Here is a 23,412-nt window from a genome sequence, read left to right as displayed (position 1 = left end):
ATCGACATCCGCTCCTCCCCGGCCACCGCCATGTCCGACCTGTTCGATCCCGCCCCCGCCGCTTCCGGCCAGCCGCGCATCCGCGTCGGCATCGGCGGCTGGACCTATGCGCCGTGGCGCGGCGGCGTGTTCTACCCGGAGAAGCTGGTGCAGCGGCGCGAGCTGGAATACGCCAGCCGCCACGTCACCGCGATCGAGATCAACGGCACCTACTACGGCGCGCAGAAACCGGAGACCTACGCCCGCTGGCGCGACGAGACCCCGCCGGGCTTCGTGTTCACCGCCAAGGCGCCGAAGCGGATCATGGCCAGCCGCCGCCTGGCCGGCACCGGCGCGCAGGTGCAGGACTTCGCCGGCGGCATCGCCACCCTGGGCGACCGCCTCGGCGCCATCCTGTGGCAGTTCGACCGCGGCCAGAGCCCGTCGCTGGAGGCGCTGGCCGACTTCGTCGCCCTGCTGCCGCCGGAGGTGGACGGCCTGCGCCTGCGCCACGCGCTGGAACTGCGCGACCCCGCGGCCTTCACCCCGGAGCTGCTGGCCCTGCTGCGCCGGCACAACATCGCCCTGGTCGCGGCCGCCTCCGACGAGCACCCGTCCTTCGCCGACATCACCGCCGACTTCGTCTACGCGCGGGTGATGCAGGCGCGCGCCGGGCTGGCGCAGGGCTATGCGGACGCGGAGCTGGACGCCTGGGCCGCACGGGCCCGCGCCTGGCATGCCGGCGAGGATCCGGCGGACCTGGCGCACGTCGGTCCGCCGCTGCCGCCCGCGAAGCCGCGCGAGGTGTTCGTGTTCTTCATCGCCGCGGCCAAGGAGCGCAACCCGGCCGCGGCCATGGCCTTGCTGCAGCGTCTGTCCGCGGCCTGAGTCCGCCCGTCGCCGGCCCCTGCCCGGCCGCGGCGGTCCGTGCGAGGATGCGCGCCCATGAGCGCGCCCGCATCCGTACGCCGTCCCGTTCCCACCCGCCATGCCCTGGCCCTGCTCGCCGCCTACGCGGCGATCTGGACCGCCCTGGCCATCAATCCCAGCTACCGCGAGGACTGGGCCCTGGAGAACGTGCTGGTGGTGGCCGCGGTGGCGCTGCTGCCGGTGCTGTGGCGGCGCATGCCGCTGGCCTGGCCCAGCTGCATCGGCCTGTTCGTGTTCGGCGTGCTGCACGCCATCGGCGCGCACTACACCTATGCCGAGGTGCCGTACGACGCGTTCTTCCGCGACCACTTCGGCTTCTCGGTCGATGCCCTGTTCGGCTTCCAGCGCAATACCTACGACCGCCTGGTGCACTTCGGCTACGGCCTGCTGCTGGCCCCGGCCTGCGTCGAGCTGCTGGACCGGGTGGCGCCGCCGCGCGGGCATGGCGCTACGTGCTGCCGGTGAGCTTCGTGATGTCCCACGCGCTGTTGTTCGAGATCTTCGAGTGGCTGGCCGCCAGCATGTTCGGCGGCGACCTGGGCCAGGCCTACCTGGGCACCCAGGGCGACGAGTGGGACGCGCAGAAGGACATGCTGCTGGCCACCCTGGGCGCGGCCTTGTCGGTCACGGCGCTGGGCCTGGCCGGCTGGCTGTCGCCGCGGCGCTGAGCCCATGGACGCGCGCCGGCGGCCCCGCCGCGGGCGATAATGCGCCATGCCGATGAACCCCCACACCCGCGCCCTGCTGCAGGTCCACTTCTGCGTCCTGCTGTGGGGCTTCACCGCCATCCTCGGCAAGCTGATCGCGCTGCCCGCGCTGCCCCTGGTGTGGTGGCGCATGCTGCTGGTGGTCGCCGCCCTGGCCCTGCTGCCGCGCGTATGGCGCGGGCTGCGCGCAATGCCGCCGCGGCTGGTGGCCGGCTACGCCGGCGTCGGCGTGCTGGTGGCCCTGCACTGGCTGACCTTCTACGGTGCGATCAAGCTGGCCAATGCCTCGGTGGCGGCCACCTGCATCGCCCTGGCGCCGGTGTTCACCGCGGTGATCGAGCCCTGGGTGGCGCGGCGCCCGTTCCGCCCGCGCGAGCTGGTGCTGGGCGTGGCGGTGCTGCCGGGCGTGGCCCTGGTGGTCGGTGGCGTGCCGGACGGCATGCGCGCCGGCGTGGCGGTGGGCGCGCTCTCGGCGCTGCTGGTGGCGGTGTTCGGCTCGCTCAACAAGCGCCTGGTCGAGCATGCCGATCCGCTGACCGTCACCGCGCTGGAACTGGGCGCCGGCACCCTGGTGCTGGGCGCGCTGGCGCCGCTGATGCCGCTGCTGGCGCCGGAGTTCGCCGGCCGGCTGCTGGCCCTGCCGGGCCTGCGCGACGGCATCCTGCTGCTGGTCCTGGCGCTGGCCTGCACCCTGCTGCCGTTCGCGCTGGCGCTGGTGGCGCTGCGCCGGCTCAGCGCCTACGCGGTGCAGCTGGTGACCAACCTCGAGCCGGTGTACGCGATCGTGCTGGCGGCGCTGCTGCTGGGCGAGCAGCGCGAGCTGAGCCTGCAGTTCTACCTGGGCGTGGCCATCGTCCTGGCCGCGGTGTTCCTGGACCCGCTGCTGTCGCGCCGGCGCCCGGCGGCGAGCACGCCGGCGGCGGACGCCGCGCGCCAGCTGGTGGACTGATTCAGTCGGCCACTTCCACCCGCGCGCGGCCGCCGACCTTGGCGCGGTACATGGCCGCGTCGGCGCGGGCCACCGCCTGCCCCGGCTCCTCGCCGGGGCGCCACTGCGCCACGCCGATGCTGGCGGTCACCCCGCCGCCGCCCTCCACCACCGCCACCGCGCGGACCAGGCTCTCGCAATGCGCGCGCGCCTGCCCCAGGTCCAGGCCCGGCAGCAGCAGCGCGAACTCCTCGCCGCCATACCGCGCCGCCACGCCCACGCCCTGCATCCGCTCGCCCAGCGCGTGGCCGACCTGGACCAGCACGCGGTCGCCGGCGGCGTGGCCGTAGGTGTCGTTGATCGATTTGAAGTGGTCCAGGTCCAGCACCGCCAGCGACAGCGGCGTGCCCTCGCGCCCCGCCCGCTCCACCGCCGCGCGCAGTGCCTCGCCGTAGCCTCGGCGGTTGCGCAGCCCGGTCAGCGGGTCGGTACGGGTCTGCTCGGCCAGGTCGGCGTTCTGCGCCTCCAGCAGCTGCGAGTAGTGCAGCAGCTGCTGCTCGTACCAAGCGCATTCGCGCACGTACAGGTTCAGCGCCTCGGTGGTGCGGCGCAGTTCGATCAGGAAGCCGGCCTGGCGCGCCAGCGCGCGCAGCGCCTCCGCGCCCTCCTCGCCCAGTACCCGCGGGCGGCTGTCGAACACGCACAGGCTGCCCAGGGCGTGGCCTTCGGCATCCAGCAGCGGCACCCCGGCGTAGAAGCGGATGTGCAGGCCGCCGGTGACCAGCGGGTTGGCGGCAAAGCGCGGGTCGCGGGTGGCGTCCTCCACCACCAGCATGCGCTGCGGCTCGAGGATGGTGTGCGCGCAAAAGGCGGCGTCGCGCGGGGTCTCGCAGGCGTCGAAGCCGGTGCGCGCCTTGAACCACTGGCGCTCGGCGTCGATCAGCGAGACCGCCGCCATCGGCGCGCCGGTGATCGCCGAGGCCAGCGCCACCAGGTCGTCGAACGCCTGCTCGCGCGGGGTGTCGAGCAGGCGGGTGGCGCGCAACGCCGCCAGCCGTTCGGCTTCGTTGCCCGGCCGCGGCGGACGCGGCGCTGGTGCTGTTGCCGGCTGCATGGTCTTCACCAGTTGTCGAACTGCGGGAGCAGGCCGCGCAGTTCCTCCGGGGTCAGGTTGCGCCACTGCCCGGGCTTGAGTGCGCCGAGCCTGACGTTGTCGATGCGCACCCGCCGCAGCTGGGTGACGCGGTAGCCGAACGCGGCTGACATCAGCCGGATCTGCCGGTTCAGGCCCTGGCGCAGCACGATGCGGAAGCCGAACTTGGCGATCCGGCTGGTGCGGCACGGCAGGGTCATCTGCCCGTGCACCGGCACGCCGCGGGCCATGCCGCGCAGGAACTCGTCGGTCACCGGCTTGTTCACCGCCACCAGGTACTCCTTCTCGTGCCCGTTCTCGGCGCGCAGGATCTCGTTGACGATGTCGCCGTTGCTGGTCATCAGGATCAGACCTTCGGAATCCTTGTCCAGGCGGCCGATCGGGAAGATCCGCTGCTCGTGCCCCACGAAGTCCACGATATTGCCCTTGACCGAGCTCTCGGTGGTACAGGTGATGCCCACCGGCTTGTTCAGGGCGATGTAGACGTGGCGGCGCTTGCCCGGCCTGGCCGCGCGCGCCTTCAGCGGCTGGCCGTCGACCCGCACCTCGTCGCCAGGGGCGACCGTGGTGCCGATGCCGGCGGGGCCGCCGTTGACGGTCACCCGGCGCGCGGCGACCAGGCGGTCGGCCTCGCGGCGTGAACAGAAGCCGGTGGCGGCGATGTACTTGTTGAGGCGGACGGCGTCTTCGGTCATGGCCCATTATCCGCTTCCGGCCGCCGCCGCGCTGCGTCGCGCGCTCCCCGTGGTCGGGAACGGCTCAGCCGGCCAGCTGGACCTGGTCGCGCCCGCCGCGCTTGGCCGCGTACATGGCCTGGTCGGCCCGGCGCAGCAACGCCGCGGCATCGGCATCGCCGTCGCGCAGGGTGGCCACGCCGATGCTGGCGGTCAGCGACAGCCCCTCCAGGCCCAGCTCGCGCGCGGTGGCGGCCAGGCGCACGCGCAGGGCATGCATGCGCTGCACCGCCGAGTCCGCGGCCACGCCCGGCAGCAGCATCAGGAACTCCTCGCCGCCCATGCGCGCCGCCTCGGAGGCACCGCGCACCGTGGCCCGCAGCGCCTGCGCCACCGCCACCAGCACCCGGTCGCCGGCCTCGTGGCCGTGGTCGTCGTTGATCGCCTTGAAGTGGTCGATGTCGATGAAGGCCACGCTCAGCGCCGTGCCGTCCTCGCGGGCGACGGCGAACATCTCGCCCAGCCGGCGCAGGCCGGCGCGGCGGTTGGGCAGCCCGGTCAGCGGGTCGGTCTCGGCCAGCTGCTGCATCTCGTCGCGCTGGCGGCGCAGGCGGCCCAGACGCAGGTTCAGCGCATAGGCGCTGACCGCCAGGAACCAGGTGATCGCCAGCTGGATCACCTCGACCCGGTACTCGATCAGCAGGCGGCTGCCGGCCAGCTCCAGCAGCGCGATCAGGGCGAACGGCAGCATCCCCGCCAGCGCCGGCAGCACCCCCGGGCGCTGCCGCCACAGCCGGTGCAGGGCCCAGCCCAAGATCAGCAGGTAGACCATGCGGAACGCCAGCTCGACCCCGACCGCCAGCGGCTCCAGCCACGCCAGCGGAGCCAGCAGCACGGTGAGGCTGGCGGCGATCCAGGTGCCGGCGGTGGCCAGGACCATGCGCCGGCGCACGCCCGGCGGGAGGCCGGGGCCGGCCACCAGCAGCCCCATGCCGCACAGCACCGCGCCCAGGCCCATGCTGGACAGGCCCACGAACCAGCGCGGCTCGTGCCCGGCCACCGGCAGCCAGGGTTCCGGATAGCCGCTGAGGCCGCTGAGCACCGCCTGCCAGACCACCGACAGGCCGCACAGCGCCGCATAGCCGAGGAAGGTCCAGTCGCGCGCGCCGGGATAGGCCATCAGCGCCGTGGCCGCCAGCACCAGGGCCACCGCCAGGCACGCGGTGCGCACCACCAGGCGCAGGGTGTCCACGTGCTGCACCTCGCTGGGCGCGCCGATGCGGATGGTCGGGATCCAGCCGGGCTTGAGTGCCGGTTGCCAGTACACGATCACCGGGTCCTGGTTACCGGCCTGCGGCACGATCACCATGCCCACGCCCGCGCGGAAGCGGGAATCGCGGGTGCGGGCGTCGTGCATCAGCCCGCACACCCGGTGCCCACCGTACTCCAGGCGCACCTCGCCGGCGAACACGTTGAACACGCTCACCGCCTGCGGCACGCCGGGCCAGCCGCCCGGCGGCGGATGCACCACCGCCCGCGCCGGCGGCACCGGGGCGTCGGCGGGGCAATCGCGGGTGCGAGGCTGTTCCTGGGTGGGCTGGCCGGTCACCAGGTGGGCGGTCGGCGGCCAGCGCTGGATGCGGCCGAAGGCATTGGCGACCACCACCGCGATCGCCAGCAACGCGAGCACCATCAAGCCGACCCTGGGCCAGGTCCATGGATGGAGCCGCGCGCGGCCCGGTCTGCTCCGTTGCGGTTTCACCCGCCCATAATACGGAGCGCGGCCACGGTCACCCACGGGCCTGGATCATCCTTTGGGATTGTTGCTTTTGTGACCGACATCAGCCTACCCCGGGGCCGGCCCCGCGCCGGTCAGGAACGCGGGCGCGGCGGTCCCTTGCGGTGCGGTTTCGGGCCGCGCGGTGCGGGGCGCGTCCCGGTCGGGCGGAAACGCCCGCGCGCCGGCGGCGCGTTGGGCGACGGCGCATGGCTGCCATCCCAGCGGCTGATGCGCAGCTGCTGCCCGACCACCCAGGCCTTCTGCAGCACGCCCATGATCTCCGGCGGCATGCCGGCCGGCAGGTCGAGGATCGAATGGTCCTCGTGGATGTCGATGCGGCCGATGTAGCGCGCCTCCAGCCCGGCCTCGTTGGCGATCGCGCCGACGATGTTGCCCGGCTTGACCCCGTGCACGTGCCCGACCTCGACCCGGTAGGTCTCCATGCCCGGCTGCGGCGCCTCGCGCGGCGGCTTGGGCGCGCGCGGGGCGCGCGGGGCGAAGTCGTCGTCGCGGCCGCGCGGCGGACGCGGGCCAGGCTCGCGCTCCTCGAACGCGCGCGGCTCGCGGGCCGGGCGCGGCTCGCGCGGGGCCGGCTCGTCGCGGGCCTCCAGCAGCAGCGGCACGTCGCCCTGCAGCAGGCGCGCCAGGGCGGCGGCGATCTCGGCCGCGCCCACGTCGTGCTCGGTCGCATAGCGGTCGACCAGCTCGCGGTATTCCTCCAGGCCACCAGCCTCCAGGGCACTGCTGATGCGCTCGAAGAACCGCGCCACGCGGCGATCGTTGACCGCCTGCACGGTCGGCAGGCGCATTTCCTCGATCGGCTGCCGGGTGGCGCGCTCGATCGCGCGCAGCATGCCCTTCTCGCGCGGGGTGACGAACAGGATCGCCTCGCCGCTGCGCCCGGCGCGGCCGGTGCGGCCGATGCGGTGGACGTAGCTCTCGGTGTCGTAGGGGATGTCGTAGTTGAGGACGTGGCTGATGCGCTCCACGTCCAGGCCGCGCGCGGCCACGTCGGTGGCTACCAGCACGTCCAGGCGGCCGTCCTTGAGCTGCTGGATGGTGCGCTCGCGCTGCTGCTGCTGCATGTCGCCGTTGATCGCCGCGGCGGCCACGCCGCGCGCCTGCAGCTTGTTGGCCAGCTCCTCGGTGGCGGCCTTGGTGCGCGCGAACACGATCATCGCGTCGTAAGGCTCGGCCTCCAGGATCCGGGTCAGGGCGTCGAGCTTGTGCAGGCCGCTGACGAACCAGTAGCGCTGGCGGATGTTGGCCGAGGTGGTGGTCTTGGCCGCGATGGTCACCTCGACCGGATCGCGCAGGTAGGTCTGGGCGATGCGCCGGATCGGCGGCGGCATGGTCGCCGAGAACAGCGCCACCTGGCGCTGCGGCGGGGTCTTCTGCAGCACCGCCTCGACGTCGTCGATGAAGCCCATGCGCAGCATCTCGTCGGCCTCGTCCAGCACCAGCGCGCGCAGGGCCGACAGGTCCAGCGAGCCGCGCTCGAGATGGTCGATGATGCGCCCGGGGGTGCCGACCACCACGTGCACGCCGCGGCGCAGCGCGTGCAGCTGCGGGCCGTAGCCCTGGCCGCCGTAGATCGGCAGCACCTGGAAGCCGGGCATCTTCGCCGCGTAGCGCTGGAACGCCTCGGCGACCTGGATGGCCAGTTCGCGGGTCGGCGCCAGCACCAGCGCCTGCGGCCTGGCCTGGGCCAGGTCCAGCCGGGCCAGGATCGGCAGGGCGAAGGCCGCGGTCTTGCCGGTACCGGTCTGGGCGGTGCCCAGCACGTCGCGGCCGGACAGCAGCGCGGGGATGGTGGCGGCCTGGATCGGCGAGGGGGTTTCGTAGCCGACTTCGGTCAGGGCAGCCAGCAACGGCTGCGGCAGGCCGAGTTCGCCGAAGCTCGGCGCGGCAGGGGTTTCTTGGGCGGGGGAAGACATCCGGGACTCCGGCGGCGGCGCCTGGAGGCGCGGCGGGGACACATGAAAGTTCGCCATTGTGCGCTGCAACGCGGGGTTTGTCGCCCCACGGCGGGATTCGGACGGGCCGTCCATTCAGCCCCATCATGCGCCGGGCCGCCGTGTACCGGCCGCGAAGCCCGGTGGCGGGCAGCCTCAGCCGCCGCCGGCAACCCCGGTGGCCGCGCCGGCCGGCGCGCTGGCAGCGGCCGCCTCGCTGGCACCCTCGCCGTCCGGTTCGCCGGCGGTGGACTCGGCGTCCAGCAGCACCACTTCCACCGCGTTGAACTCGGCCAGCGGGCTCTCCGCCGGGCAGGTGTCGTCGGGGAAACCAAGCCCGCGGCGCAGCTCCAGGCCGCAGGCATTGCGCGCGTACACCTCGCGCTCGCCGCGGCAGCGCTCCTCGAACGCGCGGATCCAGCGGTCGCGCCGCTGCATGAAGTCGTCGCCGCACTTGGCCAGCAGCCGCATCCGGTCCAGGTCGTCCTGGGCGGCGTTGTTGCCGTCCAGGCCGTAGGCGGCCAGTTCGTCCTGGTTGAGCAGGCGCAGGCTGCGGTTGGGCACGGTCTTCATCACGTCGGCCAGCAGCGGCGAGGCGCCGTTGCGTTCCAGGTAGGCGCGCACGGTCCCGTACACCGCCTGCAGCTCGGTGTTGAGCTCCTGGCGGCTGGTGGCGGTAGAGCTGAGGCGGATGATGCGGTGGATGCCCACGCGCCCGGCCAGCACCCGACTGTCGCCGCCGGCCAGCACGAACACGCAGGCGCTGTGGCAGACCGAGTCCTCGCGCACCCACAGGGTCCAGTGGTGGTTGCCGATCCAGTCGCCAGCGCGGATCGCGTCCTCGACCTGGCCGCCGGTGGAGTCCAGGTCCAGCACGCGGTGGACGATGCCCAGCTCGTCGGCGGTCACCGTGACCCGCTGCACCAGGGCGGTGAACTCGGGGCTGATCTTGCCGGTATAGCGCACGCGCACGACCTGCCCTTCGCGGCAGGCCTCGACGCCCTCGCGCAGCGCTTCGCGCTCCAGCGAGGCCAGCGCCGCGCCGTCGCCCTCGCGGTAGTCCAGGCTGCAGCTGATCCAGGCCTGGCCGGACAGCTCGCGCGGCGACCAGTCCACCTCGCCCTCCGGCTCGGCCGCCTGCCCCTGCGGCAATGCCTCCACCGACATGGCCTCTTCCGGCATCGGATCGCGGCTGACCGCGCCACCCTCTTCCGGCGAGGCCACTGGCTGGGTCTGGACCTCTTCCTCATCGGCCACGAAACGCTGGCAGGCGACCAGCACCCCAATGGCCGCGGCCAGCAGCAGGACCACGGACAGGATTTGGCGGGAGGCCTTGGACATGGAAGGACGGTCGGCTTGCATGCACCCAGTCTAGGCGGTGCCCGGCCGCGCCGGACAACCGTCGATGAACGTCGACGAACGGTTCAGCGCAACAGCGGCAGCAGCACCAGCAGCAGGCCGGCCATCGAGACGCCCCATGCCAGCGAACGCAGGTAGCGCACGCCGTACAGGTACAGCGGCACGTACACCACGCGCGCCCAGAAATAGAGCTGCACCCCGAGCGCGGTCCAGGCATCGGCCTGGCCGGTGGCGACCACCGCCAGCACCGCGGCGGCGAAGAACGGGAAGGTCTCCATGAAGTTGCGGAACGCGCGGTCGGCGCGCCCGGCCCTGGGCGGGAGCGGACCCGGATCGGCATCGCGCGGCCCGGTATTCCATTCGACCCCGCGCTGGCGGGTCACCAGCATGCCGGCCAGCAGCAACTGCGCCACGCCCAGCACCACCGACCAGCCCAGATAATGGATCTCGATGCCCACGGCCACCTCCTGTGATGTAGGCCCACAGGTTAGCAACGGCGTTGGGGCTACGATATGCGCATGTCGAACGCGCGCCTGCCCCCGGTCCCGGAGCCTCCTTCCCCCGGGCCGCAAGGCCTGCTGCGCGAGATCCGCCACGTGCGCCCGCTGCCGCCTGGCCGGCTCGGTTTCTAGCTGCGCGCCGCCCTGGCCATGGGCATCCTGGTCCTCGCCGGCTGGCTGGCCGGGGATAGGCCAGCGCCATGACCGAAGGGCGGCCTGCAACGCGGGCAAGCCCGCGACCTGATTGCCTGAGATGCTCACCGACCCGGCGCCTTCCCCGCGCTCTAGCCGATGCGATGACGCACACCACCTGCCCATTGCGTTCCCCTGCCGAAGCCCGACGCCGCATCCCCTGCTACCAAACACCCCAGCCCTAACGCCAGAATTAAGCCGTGCCGCGAAGCGGCATCGGCTTGAATGATTTGTTAGGCCGCACACCAAGCGCTTTGGCAGTCTCTTCAAGCGGTGTACTGAAACCAAGCTTCTTAGCTGGTCGGGAATTCATGTCAATTACCAGCTGGTCAAGACTGCAGCGGTTCAAGCCGCCATCCTGTTCAATGAAGGCCTCGTAATCGAGTGCACAGTTGGTCAGCACGCCGAGTTTGGAAAGATCAGCTGCTCGCGCAAATGCAACAGCGCGATACCCGTTCATCACTCGCTCCCGCACATGGTCCGGGTAACCGGCGAGCTCAAGCACTAGGGAAATGCCCCGAACCAAGCTTATGAACAGCTTTTCGGCCGTGAGGCGCTCTCCCTCCAGCATGAGGAAGCTCAGCTGAGTGCGACTGCTCATATACACAAAGGCGTTGCGCTCTGCCATTGGCAAGAACGTAACGTACCAATTGCCAAGCGGCGCGTCGGTCGCCTGAGCTTCGCCCAAGTGATCTCGTTTGATACGAGCTCTCGTAGCTATGGCGCGTGTAATGATCAGATTAGCCATGGCATGTCATATGCGGCCTAACACCTGAGTTAAGCCGCGCCGCGAAGCGGCGTCGGCTCGAATGAATTGTTAGCCGCCGCAGTCATTGCGAAAAATTGTCCACAATTGAACGGCGATACTCCCATGCTGGGTCTGGGAAGTACTCAATCTGAATTGGGTAGCGCGGCTTTCCGGCGAGGGCTTGGTTAAGTGCATAGATGAACTGCTGATAGTCTCGAACGTAGTAAGCGAGCTCGCTTGTGCCGCCGCCGCGAATGATATGAATGAGGATGCTGTTCCTCTCAGGATCATTCAAGGGAGACAAATGCTCCTCAAGCTCGTGTAGAGCCAAGAGCGTTGCCTTGCCTGGCAAACCCGCATCCCCGTAGTGCCATTCAATGATTACGGCAGTTGAATAGAGGGCTGCGTCAAAGCCGCTTGGGAATGAGTCCCGCAACTCCCAAAACTTTTCACCGTCTTCATCATCATTAGTGACGTACTGAGTCCAGTCCTCGCGAAGCTCTTCCATCAGTTCCCCTCAGAGTTGGTGCGACGGCTAACGCATGAATTAAGCCGACCCGCGAAGCGGGTTCGGCTTGAATGATTTGTTAGGTGTCAAACCAACTTTTCCAAGACCCCGTTCACCCCTTGCACGATCTTCCAGTGTCGACGCTCGTCGACCCCAAGCTTTCGAGTAGCGGACAGGATCCCAAGCCGAAGTAGAGGGGAAGCTGTGGCATACGAGTCCATGACCGCCACAGCTTGAGCTCGCGTGCCAGACTTATGAATTACCAATGCGCAGGCGCGCTTGATTACCTCTGAGCTGCTGTCGGTGAACAGTTTCATAATTTCACTGGCATGATTCCAGTCCTCAGACGAAGCAAAAATGTGCAAGATCCACATTGCGTAGTACGGTGGGGGTGGCCGCCGCTTACTTTGCAGTGGCTTGAGGAGCTTCTTTGCGATCTTCTTCCGCTCGGCAGCAGTAAGGTCATCAAAAGAGAGCACGTACGTAGCGATGTGCTCTGCCACCGGATACAAAAGTTCCGCGTTGTCGATTACAAGCTCAAGAACTTCTCGCTTTAGGTCCGCAGGGGCGCCTGGAATGCGGGGCAACTTAGTGAGTGCGTAAGTTACCGCTTGGTAGTCAACGAGTGCAGTGTCCTCCATCGAGTGCCGCAGCAATCCAACCACATCGTGACCTTGGAGGTTCTCTAAGATGTCTTGGATTTCTTCTTCCGAAGGCTCCTCCGCGTCTCCATAAAGATCGCCCGCGTCTCGGAACATCTGAACCACGGCATCTCTGTCAGTCAAAAGATCCTCATGCCCAACGAGATGATCTTCCCTGTAGCGGCCGATCGGAATGATTTGGGTCTTTGCAGACTGAAGCGTTAGGCCGTGCCTGGTGTAGAGCCACTCCCCTAGGGTAAAGAGAACGGATTGAGCTTCGTACTCGCTCTTCGTGAACATGACGAAGTCATCGACCCAGCGCGCGAACTCGATCTTTGCCGTATCTAGCTGCGTATCTACGTCAATGAGTAGCGCCTCAGCGAGAAGTCTCGACGCATACGGCCCCACAGGTATGCCATAGCTATCTTTCCCCATCAGGTTGCCGATCAACTTCCTGACGAGAACTCTTGCGACGTCACGTACGCGCTGCGTGGTTGCTACGCTTTCAATTACATTCTCGAGCCTATGCTGATAAATCCTAGCGTAGAAGTCCGCTATATCCGCTATGGCGACATATTTGAACGCAGGCCGCTGCGCTAGCTCTGCAAGTCTGCGTTTAAATGAGTCGTATGAGCCTCTTACACTATAGAGTTCACCGTCGACCAGCGACGCGCGGTAGGAAAACACCCGCTTGGATCGTGTTGGGAGGCGATTGGCCTCTATGTCGCGCTTTGCTATTAACGTCAGCGCTGTGTATATCAATAGGTCTTGAGGATGTAGCAGATGAAGCACGCGGACGTTAGCGCGATTCTTCGGAGAGAATACAGTTAACGGCTTGTACGGGATGTATGTATCTAAATCAATCTGAGCGATTGCATCTCGGACTGCCGCCCAGTTAGCAACGACCTCGCCCCATTCCGGGGGTGCGGGCAACATTGCGCTGTATCCATGTCTCTGGATGGCCGCAAACGCGTTATCTAGCTCTTGTGTGGTTAGCGAGAACATTTCATTGACACCTAACACCTGAATTAAGCCGCGCCGCGAAGCGGCGTCGACTTGAATGAATTGTTAGGGTGCATTCTAGGTTAGCTGCAAAGCGGAGAATCCCGAGACAAAGCCGGGATACCCGCGCATGCTTGGGTGTGAGAATGTGCGGAACTTAGTTGATGGATAGCGATTTTGTAGAAGAGTTGCCGAGATTGAGCCGACAGCAACAATCGTATGCGGCTTAAGTATCTGGATTACTTCATCTAGGTAGGTTATACCGATCGCCGTTTCCTCCCGGCTTGGCATTCGATTCCTGGTAGGGTCACCAGGCTGGTATGGATGAAAGGGGAACGTGTTCCAGAATGCGGGCACGGAACTCTTTCCTTCTAGTTGATTCCATACCTTTGTTGCCGTGATTTCAGTGGCGTTTCCGTTCACCGTTACCAAGCTCCTCAGCTTGACAAGAAATGGGTGGGTGCGTTCATTGATTACGCGCTGGCTAGTAAAAGGCACGCCACATTGAGTGCAACCTTTGTAGCCGGGGGCTTCTCCAACCAGTAGGTGGCCAGAGTATGGAAAGGTGAGAAGCAGCGAAAGGTAGGCGTGAAGATTTTTTGCGATATCTGGCTTCAGGTAGGGATTTGTGACGCATTCAAGCACCGGCTGATTGGAGAGGCGCTGGACGAAATTTTCAATTGCAGACATGCCAAAACCTTCCATGCACCCTAACACCTGAATTAAGCCGAGCCGCGAAGCGGCTTCGGCTTGAATGAATTGTTAGGCAGACTCGCGGCCCGCCAACACATCACGCAGCTCTTTAATGCGACGAAGTAAGAAGCACCAAAGGTATGGCAGGGAAAACAGTAGTAGAACTACAAGGGCGATCCCGGCAGCGTCCTCCTTGATGTTATCGATCCGGCCTTGTACATCAACCAACTCTCTTTGAATGCCGGTAGCTCCGCCTAGACTTTGGAGAACTTGCGGGTCGCAAACGAGCTTGGGCGAGTCTTTGCCTTGTGGCTCGGATGAGGGCGGGTCAAATTGATCAAATGGGTTTGGCTTTGTGCACTCCTGCACGAGCCTTTCAAGGCTGCGCCTCTCAGGTGCGACTCGAACCGAGTAGGTAAGGATGCCAATCCCAATCGCCGCAACCAAACCAATCAACATCAGTCGGAGCGTGCTTTTGTGGGTCACGAAAATCCCCCTTGCCTGCCTAACGCCTGAGTTAAGCCGCGCCGCGAAGCGGAGTCGGCTTGAATGAATTGTTAGGGCTTACGCGGTGGAGGCGGCGGTATATAGCCTTTGCCCGGAGTGCGTGCACCATCATTTGGTCTGTCGCCCGGCGGACGGCTTGGCGGCGTCGGCGGTGACGGGGGCGGCCTGCTTGGTGGATTGCTGGGTCTCTTGTCTGACATGTGCGGCATCCCTTGCTGATAGGTTGGAATAAATGAACGCTGCCATGAAACAAACGCCTACCACGAACAGCAACGCTCCAGAGGCATTCAAATTTCGTGTGATCTTTGAAAATATGCCACCGGGGGTTTGCTTGTAGATGCTTCCATCATCGCATTGTTGGATTGCCTGTCTCAATGCGAGGTGGCTTGCAAAGAATGAGGAGAGAATGGCCAGCGAGCTAAGCGCCCATGAGAACCATGCTATAAGGACCCATGCGGGGTGATGGATTGCACCGGGACCTATGATGTCTTTGACAAAGGCGAACGATATGCCCAAGGCGCCTCCCGATAGAGATAGAACTGCCTTGTCAAAGTCATCCTGAGCCTTTTGCTCAGCGCTTATCAACCATTGCCGATACTCGCCGGGCGGCTTTTTTGGCGGCTCACATGCTTCATCAACCATGATCTCTCCTGTAAGCCCTAACACCTAAGTTAAGCCGAGACGCGCAGTGGAGCGAAGCACATGGCAAGCTTTACCTGCCATGTGCTTTGCGGAACGAAGCGGCTTCGGCTTGAACGCATTGTTAGGCGGCACCGGCATCAGGTTGCTCCACGTGGCAAGTCGCGGAGGGGCACAAGGCTCAATGCACTCTTGGCAGCGGAAGATGGTGCAGCGCACTTTGTCTTGAAAACGACCAATCGCTTTAGACTGTTAACTTTCCGAACAAAATCCCAGTCATGAACTGGGGCGCACGCCTCAATGATAATTGCTTCCACGCTTTCCGGAATTGAGTCGTAGGCGAACGTGTCCCTACCGACGTTCTTGAGCTCTAACTGTTTAAGGGACCTCAGTGGGGGTAACGCCCGCAGGTTTCGCGCGTGTGTGATTTCGAGGTCAACCAAGTGATTCATATCGTTGATAAAATCAATAGACTCCCCAAAATACCTCACTAACTGCAGCGTCTCAACGCTTGGCGGTAATGGGAATGGGCTAGCGTTCTTGGCCCTGCCAATTTCATAAAGATACGCACTCTTCAGCGCACCCAAGGACTCGAGCCCTGAGGATTTGGGGTGCCATTGATAGCAAATCGTCTGTAACGATGTGAAGATCGAAAAATCTATAGAGAGCTTCCGGCCGACTATGCGGAGATACTTAGCGTGGCTGATTGGCAATAGCTTTGTGCAAGAGAGAGTTTTTGAGAAGTTTACGAACTCGAAATGCTCAACTCCGGTCGCATCTTCAAGAAACCCCCAGTCCGTAACAGCCTCTCCTCGAATGAAGAGCCCCACAGGCAGCCCTTGATCTAAGAGTTGGCGTGCAAAGCATGTGGCTTCGCGCTCACGCCCCGGCAGCACATGAACCAAATGCTGGTCGTGGCATCTGAAGTCATCAACTCGTAGTAAGTCCGTCATGCCGCCTAACACCTGAATTAAGCCGCGCCGCGAAGCGGCGTCGGCTTGAATGAATTGTTAGGCCGCTGCCTACGTACGTGACTCGTCATTGTGTCTGGGCTTGCCACTGCTGGCCCTGCCTTCAGCGAATGACTGGGCGATGGATCTCGCTGCCGTCTCAGCTGTGCCCCAAGCCTTCCCACTTGCTTTGGCGGCAGCGTGAATGGCTAACTCAGCCTTGTCGTTCTTGGTCGGGCTTTTTGGGTTGGAGAGAAACACACCGAGGAAACCAACTGCAAAGGCAGCAAGACTAACAGTCATAAGCGTTGCAATTGTCTGCTCCTTGCGGATCGGTGCCATCTGCTGTGCGGCTCTGAGATCTGCTTCAGCCCGCACGCGATCTCCAATAGCGCCAGTCCTTCCACTACCGCGCAGCTCGTCCCAAGTGGGGCGATAACTCAACGCCTCCTGCGCTCTTATTACCTCTGAATCGGAGGAAATGGGTCGGCTAGCCACGACCGCGACTCCAGCAAGGAGTAACACCCCTAGGGCCAGCAAGGCTAGCGAGAACGCTCTGAGCTTCTTGTTTTCCATGTCGGTGAAGTAAGAAAGTGAGTTGGAAGCGGCCTAACGCCTGAGTTAAGCCGACCCGCGAAGCGGGGTCGGCTTGAATGAATTGTTAGGCTGCTAGGTGCGATCACCTATTGCCTGCTGGTAGTCACAGATTGACTGAGCAACTGCGCGAGCGCCCGGCAGCCCGAGCCACGGAAGAGCAGAGCTGATTCTTGACGCGGCCACAAGAGTCTGGCCTTGGTTCACAAGCGAAGACACCTCAGAATAAAGCTCCTTGGTGATTGAAATATTTGAATCGCCAATTGGGATTGATACGACATCCCCGGACTGGTCGAATCCGCTGCCGCGTGTCTTGCTGAGGTAGAGCTTAGCCTTTTCCTGCTTTATGACTTCATCGAGCCTCTCAAGTAACGCTTTGAACTTAACGAGGTCTTCTTGACTTAGCGAGATGAGGTGAGTGGCGCGACGTTTGTCTGTAGGGTCTGCCACAGAAATGTAAATACGATCTGTCTCTGGAGTGTAACCAAAGGATATGGCGCCAGTCTCCGCGAACAATGTATCGACGTGGACGGTTGTCCTTGTGTTCATTGGTTAATTCCCCGATATTGCTTGGCAGCCTAACGCTCAAGTTAAGCCGAATTGCAGCGCGTAGCTGGCAACATGGCAAGCTCTTTCTGCCGTGTTGACGGCGTAGCGATGCAATTTCGGCTTGAACGCATTGTTAGGGGCGCGCGCCGAAAAGTTACAGACAAGCCTTTACAGACTCAAGACGCTTCTGCTTGCGCCACTCAAATATTCCGCCCGCGAAGTGTAGTGAAACGGTGCCACTTGAAATTTTTGCCACTTCAACAGGTGTTGCGCCGGCCGGGGCTAGTACCAAGTACGATTCGCCGCTTTTTTGTAATTGAGCTGCGACAGCTGTCCCTCCGAACTTGGTGTTCTGCCAGGTATCGCGAATGCACTCTGCTAGTAAAGAAGCTGGCTTTGATGAATCAAGCGCCGCGTAGGGCTGCTTTTGGCTGATCTCCCCAACGGAGGCACAGGAGCCGAGAAGCATAGGCAGCAGAAGAAAACACACTTTTCTCATTTCAGATTCCAAAGATGTACAAGAAACGAACTTAGGTTCAACGAAGCCCAAAAGCACCTAACGCCTGAATTAAGCCGCGCCGCGTAGCGGCGTCGGCTTGAATGAATTGTTAGGCCGCACGTCAACTGGCACGGCAATAGGTGTTTACCACGGTTCGGTCAACCGGGTTGCGTGACGACGAATCCTGCATCTCGACGGCTATCGGCCCATCTGGCTCTTGGGGCCATTTGTCCCGAGCCTGAGGCCCATACACAAGCATGATTCCCGCAGGTGGATCTCCGAGCAAGAAGGAATCTCTAGGTTGACCCATTACGGCAACCACTTGGGCAAGAGTCATGCCTGGCTGAACCTCGAGACAGTTTTCGCGAGTCTGATCGCACCCCGAAAGAAGAAGCAAGAAGCTCAGCGCTGGAAGGAGTTCTTCCACGGAGTTCGAGTGCGGCCTAACTACCAGTAGACCCCGACAAGGGGCGTAGCGCGAGTCTGCAGAGCGGCTGCTGTGGCGTCAATCAGGGGAAAACCCTACTGGCATCGCGGGGTTGACTGATTGTCGCGACGCTGCCGGCCCGGCAGGCTTCCGGTGAAAGACGGCAAGGAGGCTCCGATATGTCTTATGACGGCGAGGATGCCGCGATAACAGGGTGCGTAACGCCGCCCGGTGGGCCGCGGCTTCTGGACCAGGTGCGCGGGCGTCTGCGCCTGAAGCACTACAGCCTGCGCACGGAGCAGGCATATCTGTACTGGATCCGGCGGTATGTCCGGGCGTGGCTGCCGCGGCATCCGGCGGAGCTGGACGGGGCGGCGGTGGAGGCGTTTCTCACCGGGTTGGCGACGCGGGACAACGTGGCCGCCAGCACCCAGAACCAGGCGCTGGCCGCCCTGCTCTTCCTCTATCGGGAGGTGCTGGGCATCGAGCTGCCGTGGATGGAGAACGTGGTCCGTGCCAAGCGGCCGCGGCGGCTGCCGGTGGTGCTGTCGCGCGCGCAGGTGGTGCGGCTGCTGGAGCGCCTGTCCGGGCGGGAGGCGTTGATGGCCGGGCTGCTCTACGGCAGCGGGCTGCGCCTGATGGAGTGCGCGCGGCTGCGGGTCAAGGACGTGGACCTGGAGCGCAACGAGCTGACCATCCGCGATGGCAAGGGCGGCAAGGACCGGATGACGGTGCTCCCAGGCGCGCTGCGCGAGGCGCTGCTGCGCCAGCTGGCGGAGGTGCGCCTGCTGCACGCGCGCGACCTGGCCTGCGGACTGGGCCGGGTGCACCTGCCGCACGCGCTGGCACGCAAGTATCCCAACGCGGCCGCGGAGCCGGGATGGCAGTACGCGTTCCCGGCCACGCGCATTTCGGTCGACCCGCGCGACGGGGTGAGGCGGCGCCACCATATCGACGAGAAGGTGCTGCAGTCGGCGGTGCGCCGGGCGGCGCGCGAAGCCGGCTTCGACAAGCCGGTCACCCCGCACACCCTGCGCCATTGTTTCGCCACGCACCTGCTGGAGTCCGGCGCCGACATCCGCACGGTGCAGGAGCTGCTGGGCCACAAGGACGTGGCCACCACCCAGATCTACACGCACGTGCTCAACCGCGGCGCGCTCGGTGTGCTCAGTCCGCTGGACCGTTGACCCCTCGCCCGCCCCACGCGCGCCCTGTGACCGGGTGCGCGCCAGTGTCTGCCACCGGGCCTCGACTGGAAATCACTGGCAGTCGACTGATTTCCATGCGCGCGCGTATCGAAATCACTAGGACGCCGGCGATCTCCATTCACCGTCGTATGGAAATCGCTGGCGCGCCAGTCTTGATCACCCGTCGCCGTATGGAAACCGCTCGGCGTCCAGTGATTTCCATTCATCCGCGTATGGAAACTGCTCGACGGCCACTGATTTCCATTCGTTCGCGTGTCGAAATCGCTGGCGCGCCAGCGATTGCCACTCATCGCCGGGTGGGAATCACGCAATCAACCGTTTCTGGCCTCTACCCGGCCGGCTGCCCCCCAGGTCGAGGCTGCCCCGCACCACCGCCCCGCGTCCCGCCACGCCAGAAGCGCCATGGCGTGTGCCGGCTGCCGGGAGGTAAAGGAGGAGGTGCTGGCCCGCGAGGGCCAGGACCGGGGGCGGGACGGCAGCAGGCCACACGCCAGGGCGCCCCCGGCGACCGCCGCCGTGCCTTGACCTCAGTCCCTCAGTCCCTCAGTCCCTCCGGCATTCCGGGTAACTCGGCAACCTGGCGACCACTGAAGCGACGGGACGACCGTCACGGCCGTACCACCGCCCCCCGGCGCCCTCGGTCCTACCGCCCCAGCATCGGCAGCTGCAGCCCCTGCTCCTTCGCGCAGTCGATGGCGATCTCGTAGCCCGCGTCTGCGTGACGCATCACCCCGGTGCCGGGATCGTTCCACAGCACGCGTTCCAGGCGGCGGTCGGCGGCTTCGCTGCCGTCGCAGACGATCACCACGCCGGAGTGCTGCGAGTAGCCCATGCCCACGCCGCCGCCGTGGTGCAGGCTGACCCAGGTGGCGCCGCCGGCGACGTTGAGCATGGCGTTGAGCAGCGGCCAGTCGCTGACCGCGTCGCTGCCGTCGCGCATGGCCTCGGTCTCGCGGTTGGGGCTGGCGACGCTGCCACTGTCCAGATGATCGCGACCGATCACCACCGGCGCCTTGAGCTCGCCCTTGCGCACCATCTCGTTGAACGCCAGGCCCAGGCGGTGGCGCTGGCCCAGGCCGACCCAGCAGATGCGCGCCGGCAGGCCCTGGAAGCGGATGCGCTCGGCGGCCATGTCCAGCCAGCGGTGCAGGTGCGGGTCGTCGGGGATCAGTTCCTTGACCTTGGCGTCGGTCCTGGCGATGTCCTCCGGGTCGCCGCTCAGGGCCACCCAGCGGAACGGGCCAACGCCGCGGCAGAACAGCGGACGCACATAGGCCGGCACGAAGCCGGGGAAGTCGAAGGCGTCCTTGCAGCCGGCATCGAAGGCCATCTGCCGGATGTTGTTGCCGTAGTCGAATACCGGCACGCCCATGCGCTGGAACGCGAGCATGGCCTCCACGTGCGCGCGCATGGACCTGCGGGCCAGTTCCTGCACGCGCTCCGGCACCACCTCCTGTTCCTCCTCCCACTCGGCCACGGTCAGGCCCTGCGGCAGGTAGCCGCGCAGCGGATCGTGCGCCGAGGTCTGGTCGGTGACCGCGTCCGGGCGCACGCCGCGGCGCACCAGCTCCGGCAGGACGTCGGCGGCATTGCCCAGCAACGCGATCGAGCGCGCCTGGCCGGCCTTCGTGTAGCGCCCGATGCGCGCCAGCGCGTCGTCGAGGCCGGTGGCCTGCTCGTCCACGTAGCCGGTGCGCAGGCGGAAGTCGATACGGTCCTGGCGGCACTCGATGGTCAGGCTGCTGGCGCCGGCCATGGACGCGGCCAGCGGCTGCGCGCCGCCCATGCCGCCGAGGCCGGCGGTGAGGATCCACTTGCCGGTGAGGTCGCCGCCGTAGTGCTGGCGGCCCATCTCCACGAAGGTCTCGTAGGTGCCCTGGACGATGCCCTGCGAGCCGATGTAGATCCACGAACCGGCCGTCATCTGGCCGTACATCATCAGGCCCTTGCGGTCTAGCTCGTTGAAGTGCTCCCAGGTGGCCCAGTGTGGCACCAGGTTGGAGTTGGCGATCAGCACCCGCGGCGCGTCGGGGTGGGTCGGGAACACGCCCACCGGCTTGCCGGACTGGACCAGCAGGGTCTGGTCGTCGCGCAGCTCGCGCAGGGTGGCGAGGATGGCGTCGAAGCATTCCCAGTCGCGCGCGGCGCGGCCGCTGCCGCCGTACACCACCAGGTCCTCGGGGCGCTCGGCCACGTCCGGGTCGAGGTTGTTCTGCAGCATCCGGAACGGGGCTTCGGTCAGCCAGCTGCGGCAGGTCAGCTGGCTGCCGCGCGGCGCGCGGACGACACGGGAGGGATCGTGGCGTGGATCGGACATGCCGGTACACCTGGATGGAAGGTGCCGGCATTATCGCAGCGGCCCTGCGCCGGCCCGTTGTGCAGCGCGGGGCGCGGTGGCTCAGTGGCCGGCGCGGGGCGCTTCCTGCTGGCGCTGCAGGCGGCGCTCCTCGGCCTCGCGGGCGCGCTCGATCTCCTCGCGCTCGCGTTCGTACTGGATGCGCCGGGCCTCGAACTCCTGGCGGTAGCGCTCGCGCTGTTCGGGCGAGGCGGCGTGCAGCATGCGCCGCTCGGCGCGCGCGCGGTCGGCCTCCATCCGACGGCGGTTGTCCTCCAGCGCCAGGCGATGCCGCTCGGCGGCGGCGCGGCGGCTGGCGTCCAGCTGCTGCTGGCGGGCTTGCTCCGCGGCCTGGCGCGATCGTTCCCAGGTCTGCGCACGGGTGTCCTGGTCGCCGGCACGCTGGCGGTAGCGGTCGGGGGTGACGGACTGGGCCTGGGCCAGCGGAGACAGGGCCAGCCACAGCGCGATGGCCAGGGCCGGGAGGCGTGCGGCTCGCGGGATCGGCATCGGGTCGGCGCTCCGTATGGATACGCCCCCGTTATAACGCGCGCGGTGGCAGCCGCGCCGGCGGGAGCGCGGGCTGCTTCAGCCGGCGCTCGGGAACCGCTCAGGCGCGGTTTGGCCGGTGCACGTCAAGGCTGGCGGACGGCAACGCGCATCTGCCAAGCTTCCGCACCTGTTTTGCCCTCTCCCCATGTGATGTCCTGTTTGCCGCGCCTCGGCGCCTTCCTGTTCCTGTTGCTCTCCCTGGCCGCCTGCGCGGCCGCTCCCGCCCGCACCGCCAAGGAGCCGGCGTACACCCCGCTGCTGCTGGTCTCGGTCGATGGCCTGCGCGCCGATGCGCTCGGCCGCGGCGATACCCCGGTGCTCGACGCCCTGGCGCGCGAAGGCGTGCAGGCCGAGGGCATGCGCCCGTCCTTCCCGGCGCTCACCTTCCCCAACCACTACACCCTGGTGACCGGCCTGCGCCCGGACCACCACGGCGTGGTCCACAACTCGATGAAGGATCCGCAGCTGGGCCGCTTCGTGGTCGCGGACAAGCAGGCGGCCACGGTCGCCGGCTGGTGGCAGGCCGAGCCGCTATGGACCACGGCCGAGCGCGCCGGCATCGCCACCGCGGTGTGGGCCTGGCCGGGCGCCACCGCCGAGCGCGACGGCGTGCTGCCGCGCCAGGGCCAGGCCTTCGACGCGAACATCCCGCTGGACGAGCGCGTCGAGCGGGTTGCCGCGTGGGTGGCGGCGCCGCAGGGGCCGCGCCCCGGGCTGGTGGCGATGTACTTCGAGATGGTCGACGGCGCCGGCCACGACCATGGCCCCGGCTCGGAACAGGCCCGCGCGGCGATCCGCACGGTGGACGCGGCCATCGGCCAGCTGCTGGCGCGACTGGAGGCCGCCGGCGTGGTCCCGAACGTGGTGGTGGTGTCCGACCACGGCATGGCCGACGCCCGGAACTTCCTCGCGGTGGAGGACATCGCCGCGATGGAGGAGGCCGAGGTGGTGAGCATCGGCCAGGTGATCGGCCTGGTGCCGCGCGCCGGATACGGGGACGTGCTGCGCGCGCGCCTGCCCGGCCGCCACGCGCAGTACCAGTGCTGGGAGAAGGAGCGCATCCCGGCGCGCCTGCACTACGGCAGCCACCCGCGCATCCCGCCGATCGTGTGCCAGATGGACGAAGGCTGGAACGCCCTGCCGCGGGCGATGATCGAACGGCGCAATGCCGAAGGCCGCCGCGACGCGGGCGCGCACGGCTACGACCCGGACCTTCCGTCGATGCGCGCGGTGTTCCTGGCCCATGGCCCGGCGTTCCGCCGCGGCCTGCGCCTGCCGGTGTTCGACAACGTCGACGTCTACCCGCTGCTGGCGCGCCTGGTGGGCGTGCAGCCGCAGCCGGGCGACGGCAACCCGCAAACCCTGCTGCCGGCGCTGCAGGCGCCCTGATCCGCGGCGCCGCC

23 protein-coding genes are annotated in these 23,412 nt (G+C 66.4%); 6 read left to right on the top strand and 17 right to left on the bottom strand.

The window, feature by feature from the left end; all coding sequences use genetic code 11:
• Positions 1-30 precede the first annotated feature (30 nt).
• Genes EIM47_RS04055 through EIM47_RS04045 form a run of 4 tightly spaced genes read left to right on the top strand, consistent with a single transcriptional unit; the run spans position 31 to position 2,565 of the window.
• The gene (locus EIM47_RS04055) at positions 31-867 is read left to right on the top strand and encodes a DUF72 domain-containing protein (protein ID WP_125076213.1); all 837 of its coding nucleotides are present in this window, start codon (positions 31-33) and stop codon (positions 865-867) included.
• A 57-nt stretch (positions 868-924) separates the two neighbouring features.
• On the top strand, positions 925-1,374 hold the full coding sequence (locus EIM47_RS04050; RefSeq protein WP_240626152.1) for a DUF2238 domain-containing protein: 450 nt from the start codon (positions 925-927) through the stop codon (positions 1,372-1,374).
• Positions 1,375-1,382: 8 nt separating this feature from the next.
• Positions 1,383-1,577 carry a DUF2238 domain-containing protein gene (locus tag EIM47_RS15880; RefSeq protein WP_240626150.1) on the top strand — a complete coding sequence of 65 codons (195 nt, stop codon included), beginning with the start codon at positions 1,383-1,385 and terminating at the stop codon, positions 1,575-1,577.
• 46 nt (positions 1,578-1,623) lie between these two features.
• Positions 1,624-2,565 (top strand): DMT family transporter, encoded by a 942-nt coding sequence (locus tag EIM47_RS04045; protein ID WP_125076212.1) that lies wholly within the window; start codon positions 1,624-1,626, stop codon positions 2,563-2,565.
• A gap of 1 nt (position 2,566) precedes the next feature.
• Here EIM47_RS04045 and EIM47_RS04040 read toward each other — a convergent pair whose 3' ends face one another.
• From EIM47_RS04040 to EIM47_RS03980, 15 genes are all read right to left on the bottom strand, one after another.
• Positions 2,567-3,658: a sensor domain-containing diguanylate cyclase gene (locus EIM47_RS04040; RefSeq protein ID WP_028914755.1), complete on the bottom strand. Its 1,092-nt coding sequence runs from the start codon at positions 3,656-3,658 to the stop codon at positions 2,567-2,569.
• 5 nt (positions 3,659-3,663) lie between these two features.
• Positions 3,664-4,392 (bottom strand): pseudouridine synthase, encoded by a 729-nt coding sequence (locus tag EIM47_RS04035; RefSeq protein ID WP_125076211.1) that lies wholly within the window; start codon positions 4,390-4,392, stop codon positions 3,664-3,666.
• Positions 4,393-4,456: 64 nt separating this feature from the next.
• Positions 4,457-6,064 carry a GGDEF domain-containing protein gene (locus tag EIM47_RS04030; RefSeq protein WP_125076210.1) on the bottom strand — a complete coding sequence of 536 codons (1,608 nt, stop codon included), beginning with the start codon at positions 6,062-6,064 and terminating at the stop codon, positions 4,457-4,459.
• Between the two features lie 179 nt (positions 6,065-6,243).
• Positions 6,244-8,088 (bottom strand): DEAD/DEAH box helicase, encoded by a 1,845-nt coding sequence (locus EIM47_RS04025; protein WP_125076209.1) that lies wholly within the window; start codon positions 8,086-8,088, stop codon positions 6,244-6,246.
• A gap of 174 nt (positions 8,089-8,262) precedes the next feature.
• Positions 8,263-9,447, bottom strand: coding sequence for a hypothetical protein (locus EIM47_RS04020; RefSeq protein ID WP_125076208.1), 1,185 nt, complete (start codon positions 9,445-9,447; stop codon positions 8,263-8,265).
• A gap of 83 nt (positions 9,448-9,530) precedes the next feature.
• Positions 9,531-9,929, bottom strand: coding sequence for an MAPEG family protein (locus EIM47_RS04015; RefSeq protein ID WP_125076207.1), 399 nt, complete (start codon positions 9,927-9,929; stop codon positions 9,531-9,533).
• A 421-nt stretch (positions 9,930-10,350) separates the two neighbouring features.
• The gene (locus EIM47_RS04010) at positions 10,351-10,905 is read right to left on the bottom strand and encodes a hypothetical protein (protein WP_125076206.1); all 555 of its coding nucleotides are present in this window, start codon (positions 10,903-10,905) and stop codon (positions 10,351-10,353) included.
• 82 nt (positions 10,906-10,987) lie between these two features.
• Positions 10,988-11,413, bottom strand: coding sequence for a DUF695 domain-containing protein (locus EIM47_RS04005; RefSeq protein WP_125076205.1), 426 nt, complete (start codon positions 11,411-11,413; stop codon positions 10,988-10,990).
• 86 nt (positions 11,414-11,499) lie between these two features.
• On the bottom strand, positions 11,500-13,059 hold the full coding sequence (locus EIM47_RS04000; protein ID WP_125076204.1) for an RNA-directed DNA polymerase: 1,560 nt from the start codon (positions 13,057-13,059) through the stop codon (positions 11,500-11,502).
• Positions 13,060-13,134: 75 nt separating this feature from the next.
• Entirely contained in the window at positions 13,135-13,746 is a 612-nt protein-coding gene (locus tag EIM47_RS03995) for a uracil-DNA glycosylase (protein ID WP_164514539.1), read from the bottom strand.
• 72 nt (positions 13,747-13,818) lie between these two features.
• Positions 13,819-14,235, bottom strand: a complete 417-nt coding sequence (locus EIM47_RS15645) for a hypothetical protein (protein ID WP_164514538.1) — start codon at positions 14,233-14,235, stop codon at positions 13,819-13,821.
• Between the two features lie 129 nt (positions 14,236-14,364).
• On the bottom strand, positions 14,365-14,898 hold the full coding sequence (locus tag EIM47_RS03990) for a hypothetical protein (RefSeq protein ID WP_125076202.1): 534 nt from the start codon (positions 14,896-14,898) through the stop codon (positions 14,365-14,367).
• A 1,019-nt stretch (positions 14,899-15,917) separates the two neighbouring features.
• Positions 15,918-16,421 carry a hypothetical protein gene (locus EIM47_RS15640; protein WP_164514537.1) on the bottom strand — a complete coding sequence of 168 codons (504 nt, stop codon included), beginning with the start codon at positions 16,419-16,421 and terminating at the stop codon, positions 15,918-15,920.
• Positions 16,422-16,514: 93 nt separating this feature from the next.
• Positions 16,515-16,988 (bottom strand): hypothetical protein, encoded by a 474-nt coding sequence (locus EIM47_RS03985; RefSeq protein ID WP_125076201.1) that lies wholly within the window; start codon positions 16,986-16,988, stop codon positions 16,515-16,517.
• A 154-nt stretch (positions 16,989-17,142) separates the two neighbouring features.
• Positions 17,143-17,544 carry a hypothetical protein gene (locus EIM47_RS03980; protein ID WP_164514536.1) on the bottom strand — a complete coding sequence of 134 codons (402 nt, stop codon included), beginning with the start codon at positions 17,542-17,544 and terminating at the stop codon, positions 17,143-17,145.
• A gap of 549 nt (positions 17,545-18,093) precedes the next feature.
• Between EIM47_RS03980 and EIM47_RS03975 the strand changes: the two genes are divergently transcribed.
• On the top strand, positions 18,094-19,101 hold the full coding sequence (locus tag EIM47_RS03975; protein ID WP_125076199.1) for an integron integrase: 1,008 nt from the start codon (positions 18,094-18,096) through the stop codon (positions 19,099-19,101).
• Between the two features lie 664 nt (positions 19,102-19,765).
• On the opposite strand, the gene hutU is transcribed toward EIM47_RS03975, so the two are convergent.
• Complete coding sequence (gene hutU / locus EIM47_RS03970) at positions 19,766-21,439, bottom strand: urocanate hydratase (RefSeq protein ID WP_125076198.1); 1,674 nt, start codon at positions 21,437-21,439, stop codon at positions 19,766-19,768.
• Positions 21,440-21,520: 81 nt separating this feature from the next.
• On the bottom strand, positions 21,521-21,967 hold the full coding sequence (locus EIM47_RS03965) for a hypothetical protein (protein ID WP_028914767.1): 447 nt from the start codon (positions 21,965-21,967) through the stop codon (positions 21,521-21,523).
• Between the two features lie 192 nt (positions 21,968-22,159).
• Here EIM47_RS03965 and EIM47_RS03960 point away from each other — a divergent pair, with 192 nt between their 5' ends.
• Positions 22,160-23,398: an ectonucleotide pyrophosphatase/phosphodiesterase gene (locus EIM47_RS03960; RefSeq protein WP_050992142.1), complete on the top strand. Its 1,239-nt coding sequence runs from the start codon at positions 22,160-22,162 to the stop codon at positions 23,396-23,398.
• Positions 23,399-23,412: the final 14 nt, after the last annotated feature.

The organism is Pseudoxanthomonas sp. SGT-18 (genome assembly GCF_003931645.1).
In the GTDB taxonomy this organism is placed as follows: Bacteria; Pseudomonadota; Gammaproteobacteria; order Xanthomonadales; family Xanthomonadaceae; genus Pseudoxanthomonas.
This window is presented reverse-complemented; position numbering and strand designations above follow the sequence as displayed.

Coding starts and splice junctions, on each gene's coding strand:
- EIM47_RS04055 (WP_125076213.1), top strand. CDS start 31: ATGTCCGACCTGTTCGATCCCGCCCCCGCCGCTTCCGGCCAGCCGCGC.
- EIM47_RS04050 (WP_240626152.1), top strand. CDS start 925: ATGAGCGCGCCCGCATCCGTACGCCGTCCCGTTCCCACCCGCCATGCC.
- EIM47_RS15880 (WP_240626150.1), top strand. CDS start 1,383: ATGTCCCACGCGCTGTTGTTCGAGATCTTCGAGTGGCTGGCCGCCAGC.
- EIM47_RS04045 (WP_125076212.1), top strand. CDS start 1,624: ATGCCGATGAACCCCCACACCCGCGCCCTGCTGCAGGTCCACTTCTGC.
- EIM47_RS04040 (WP_028914755.1), bottom strand. CDS start 3,658: ATGCAGCCGGCAACAGCACCAGCGCCGCGTCCGCCGCGGCCGGGCAAC.
- EIM47_RS04035 (WP_125076211.1), bottom strand. CDS start 4,392: ATGACCGAAGACGCCGTCCGCCTCAACAAGTACATCGCCGCCACCGGC.
- EIM47_RS04030 (WP_125076210.1), bottom strand. CDS start 6,064: ATGGTGCTCGCGTTGCTGGCGATCGCGGTGGTGGTCGCCAATGCCTTC.
- EIM47_RS04025 (WP_125076209.1), bottom strand. CDS start 8,088: ATGTCTTCCCCCGCCCAAGAAACCCCTGCCGCGCCGAGCTTCGGCGAA.
- EIM47_RS04020 (WP_125076208.1), bottom strand. CDS start 9,447: ATGTCCAAGGCCTCCCGCCAAATCCTGTCCGTGGTCCTGCTGCTGGCC.
- EIM47_RS04010 (WP_125076206.1), bottom strand. CDS start 10,905: ATGGCTAATCTGATCATTACACGCGCCATAGCTACGAGAGCTCGTATC.
- EIM47_RS04005 (WP_125076205.1), bottom strand. CDS start 11,413: ATGGAAGAGCTTCGCGAGGACTGGACTCAGTACGTCACTAATGATGAT.
- EIM47_RS04000 (WP_125076204.1), bottom strand. CDS start 13,059: ATGTTCTCGCTAACCACACAAGAGCTAGATAACGCGTTTGCGGCCATC.
- EIM47_RS03995 (WP_164514539.1), bottom strand. CDS start 13,746: ATGTCTGCAATTGAAAATTTCGTCCAGCGCCTCTCCAATCAGCCGGTG.
- EIM47_RS03990 (WP_125076202.1), bottom strand. CDS start 14,898: ATGGTTGATGAAGCATGTGAGCCGCCAAAAAAGCCGCCCGGCGAGTAT.
- EIM47_RS15640 (WP_164514537.1), bottom strand. CDS start 16,421: ATGGAAAACAAGAAGCTCAGAGCGTTCTCGCTAGCCTTGCTGGCCCTA.
- EIM47_RS03985 (WP_125076201.1), bottom strand. CDS start 16,988: ATGAACACAAGGACAACCGTCCACGTCGATACATTGTTCGCGGAGACT.
- EIM47_RS03975 (WP_125076199.1), top strand. CDS start 18,094: ATGTCTTATGACGGCGAGGATGCCGCGATAACAGGGTGCGTAACGCCG.
- hutU (WP_125076198.1), bottom strand. CDS start 21,439: ATGTCCGATCCACGCCACGATCCCTCCCGTGTCGTCCGCGCGCCGCGC.
- EIM47_RS03965 (WP_028914767.1), bottom strand. CDS start 21,967: ATGCCGATCCCGCGAGCCGCACGCCTCCCGGCCCTGGCCATCGCGCTG.
- EIM47_RS03960 (WP_050992142.1), top strand. CDS start 22,160: ATGTCCTGTTTGCCGCGCCTCGGCGCCTTCCTGTTCCTGTTGCTCTCC.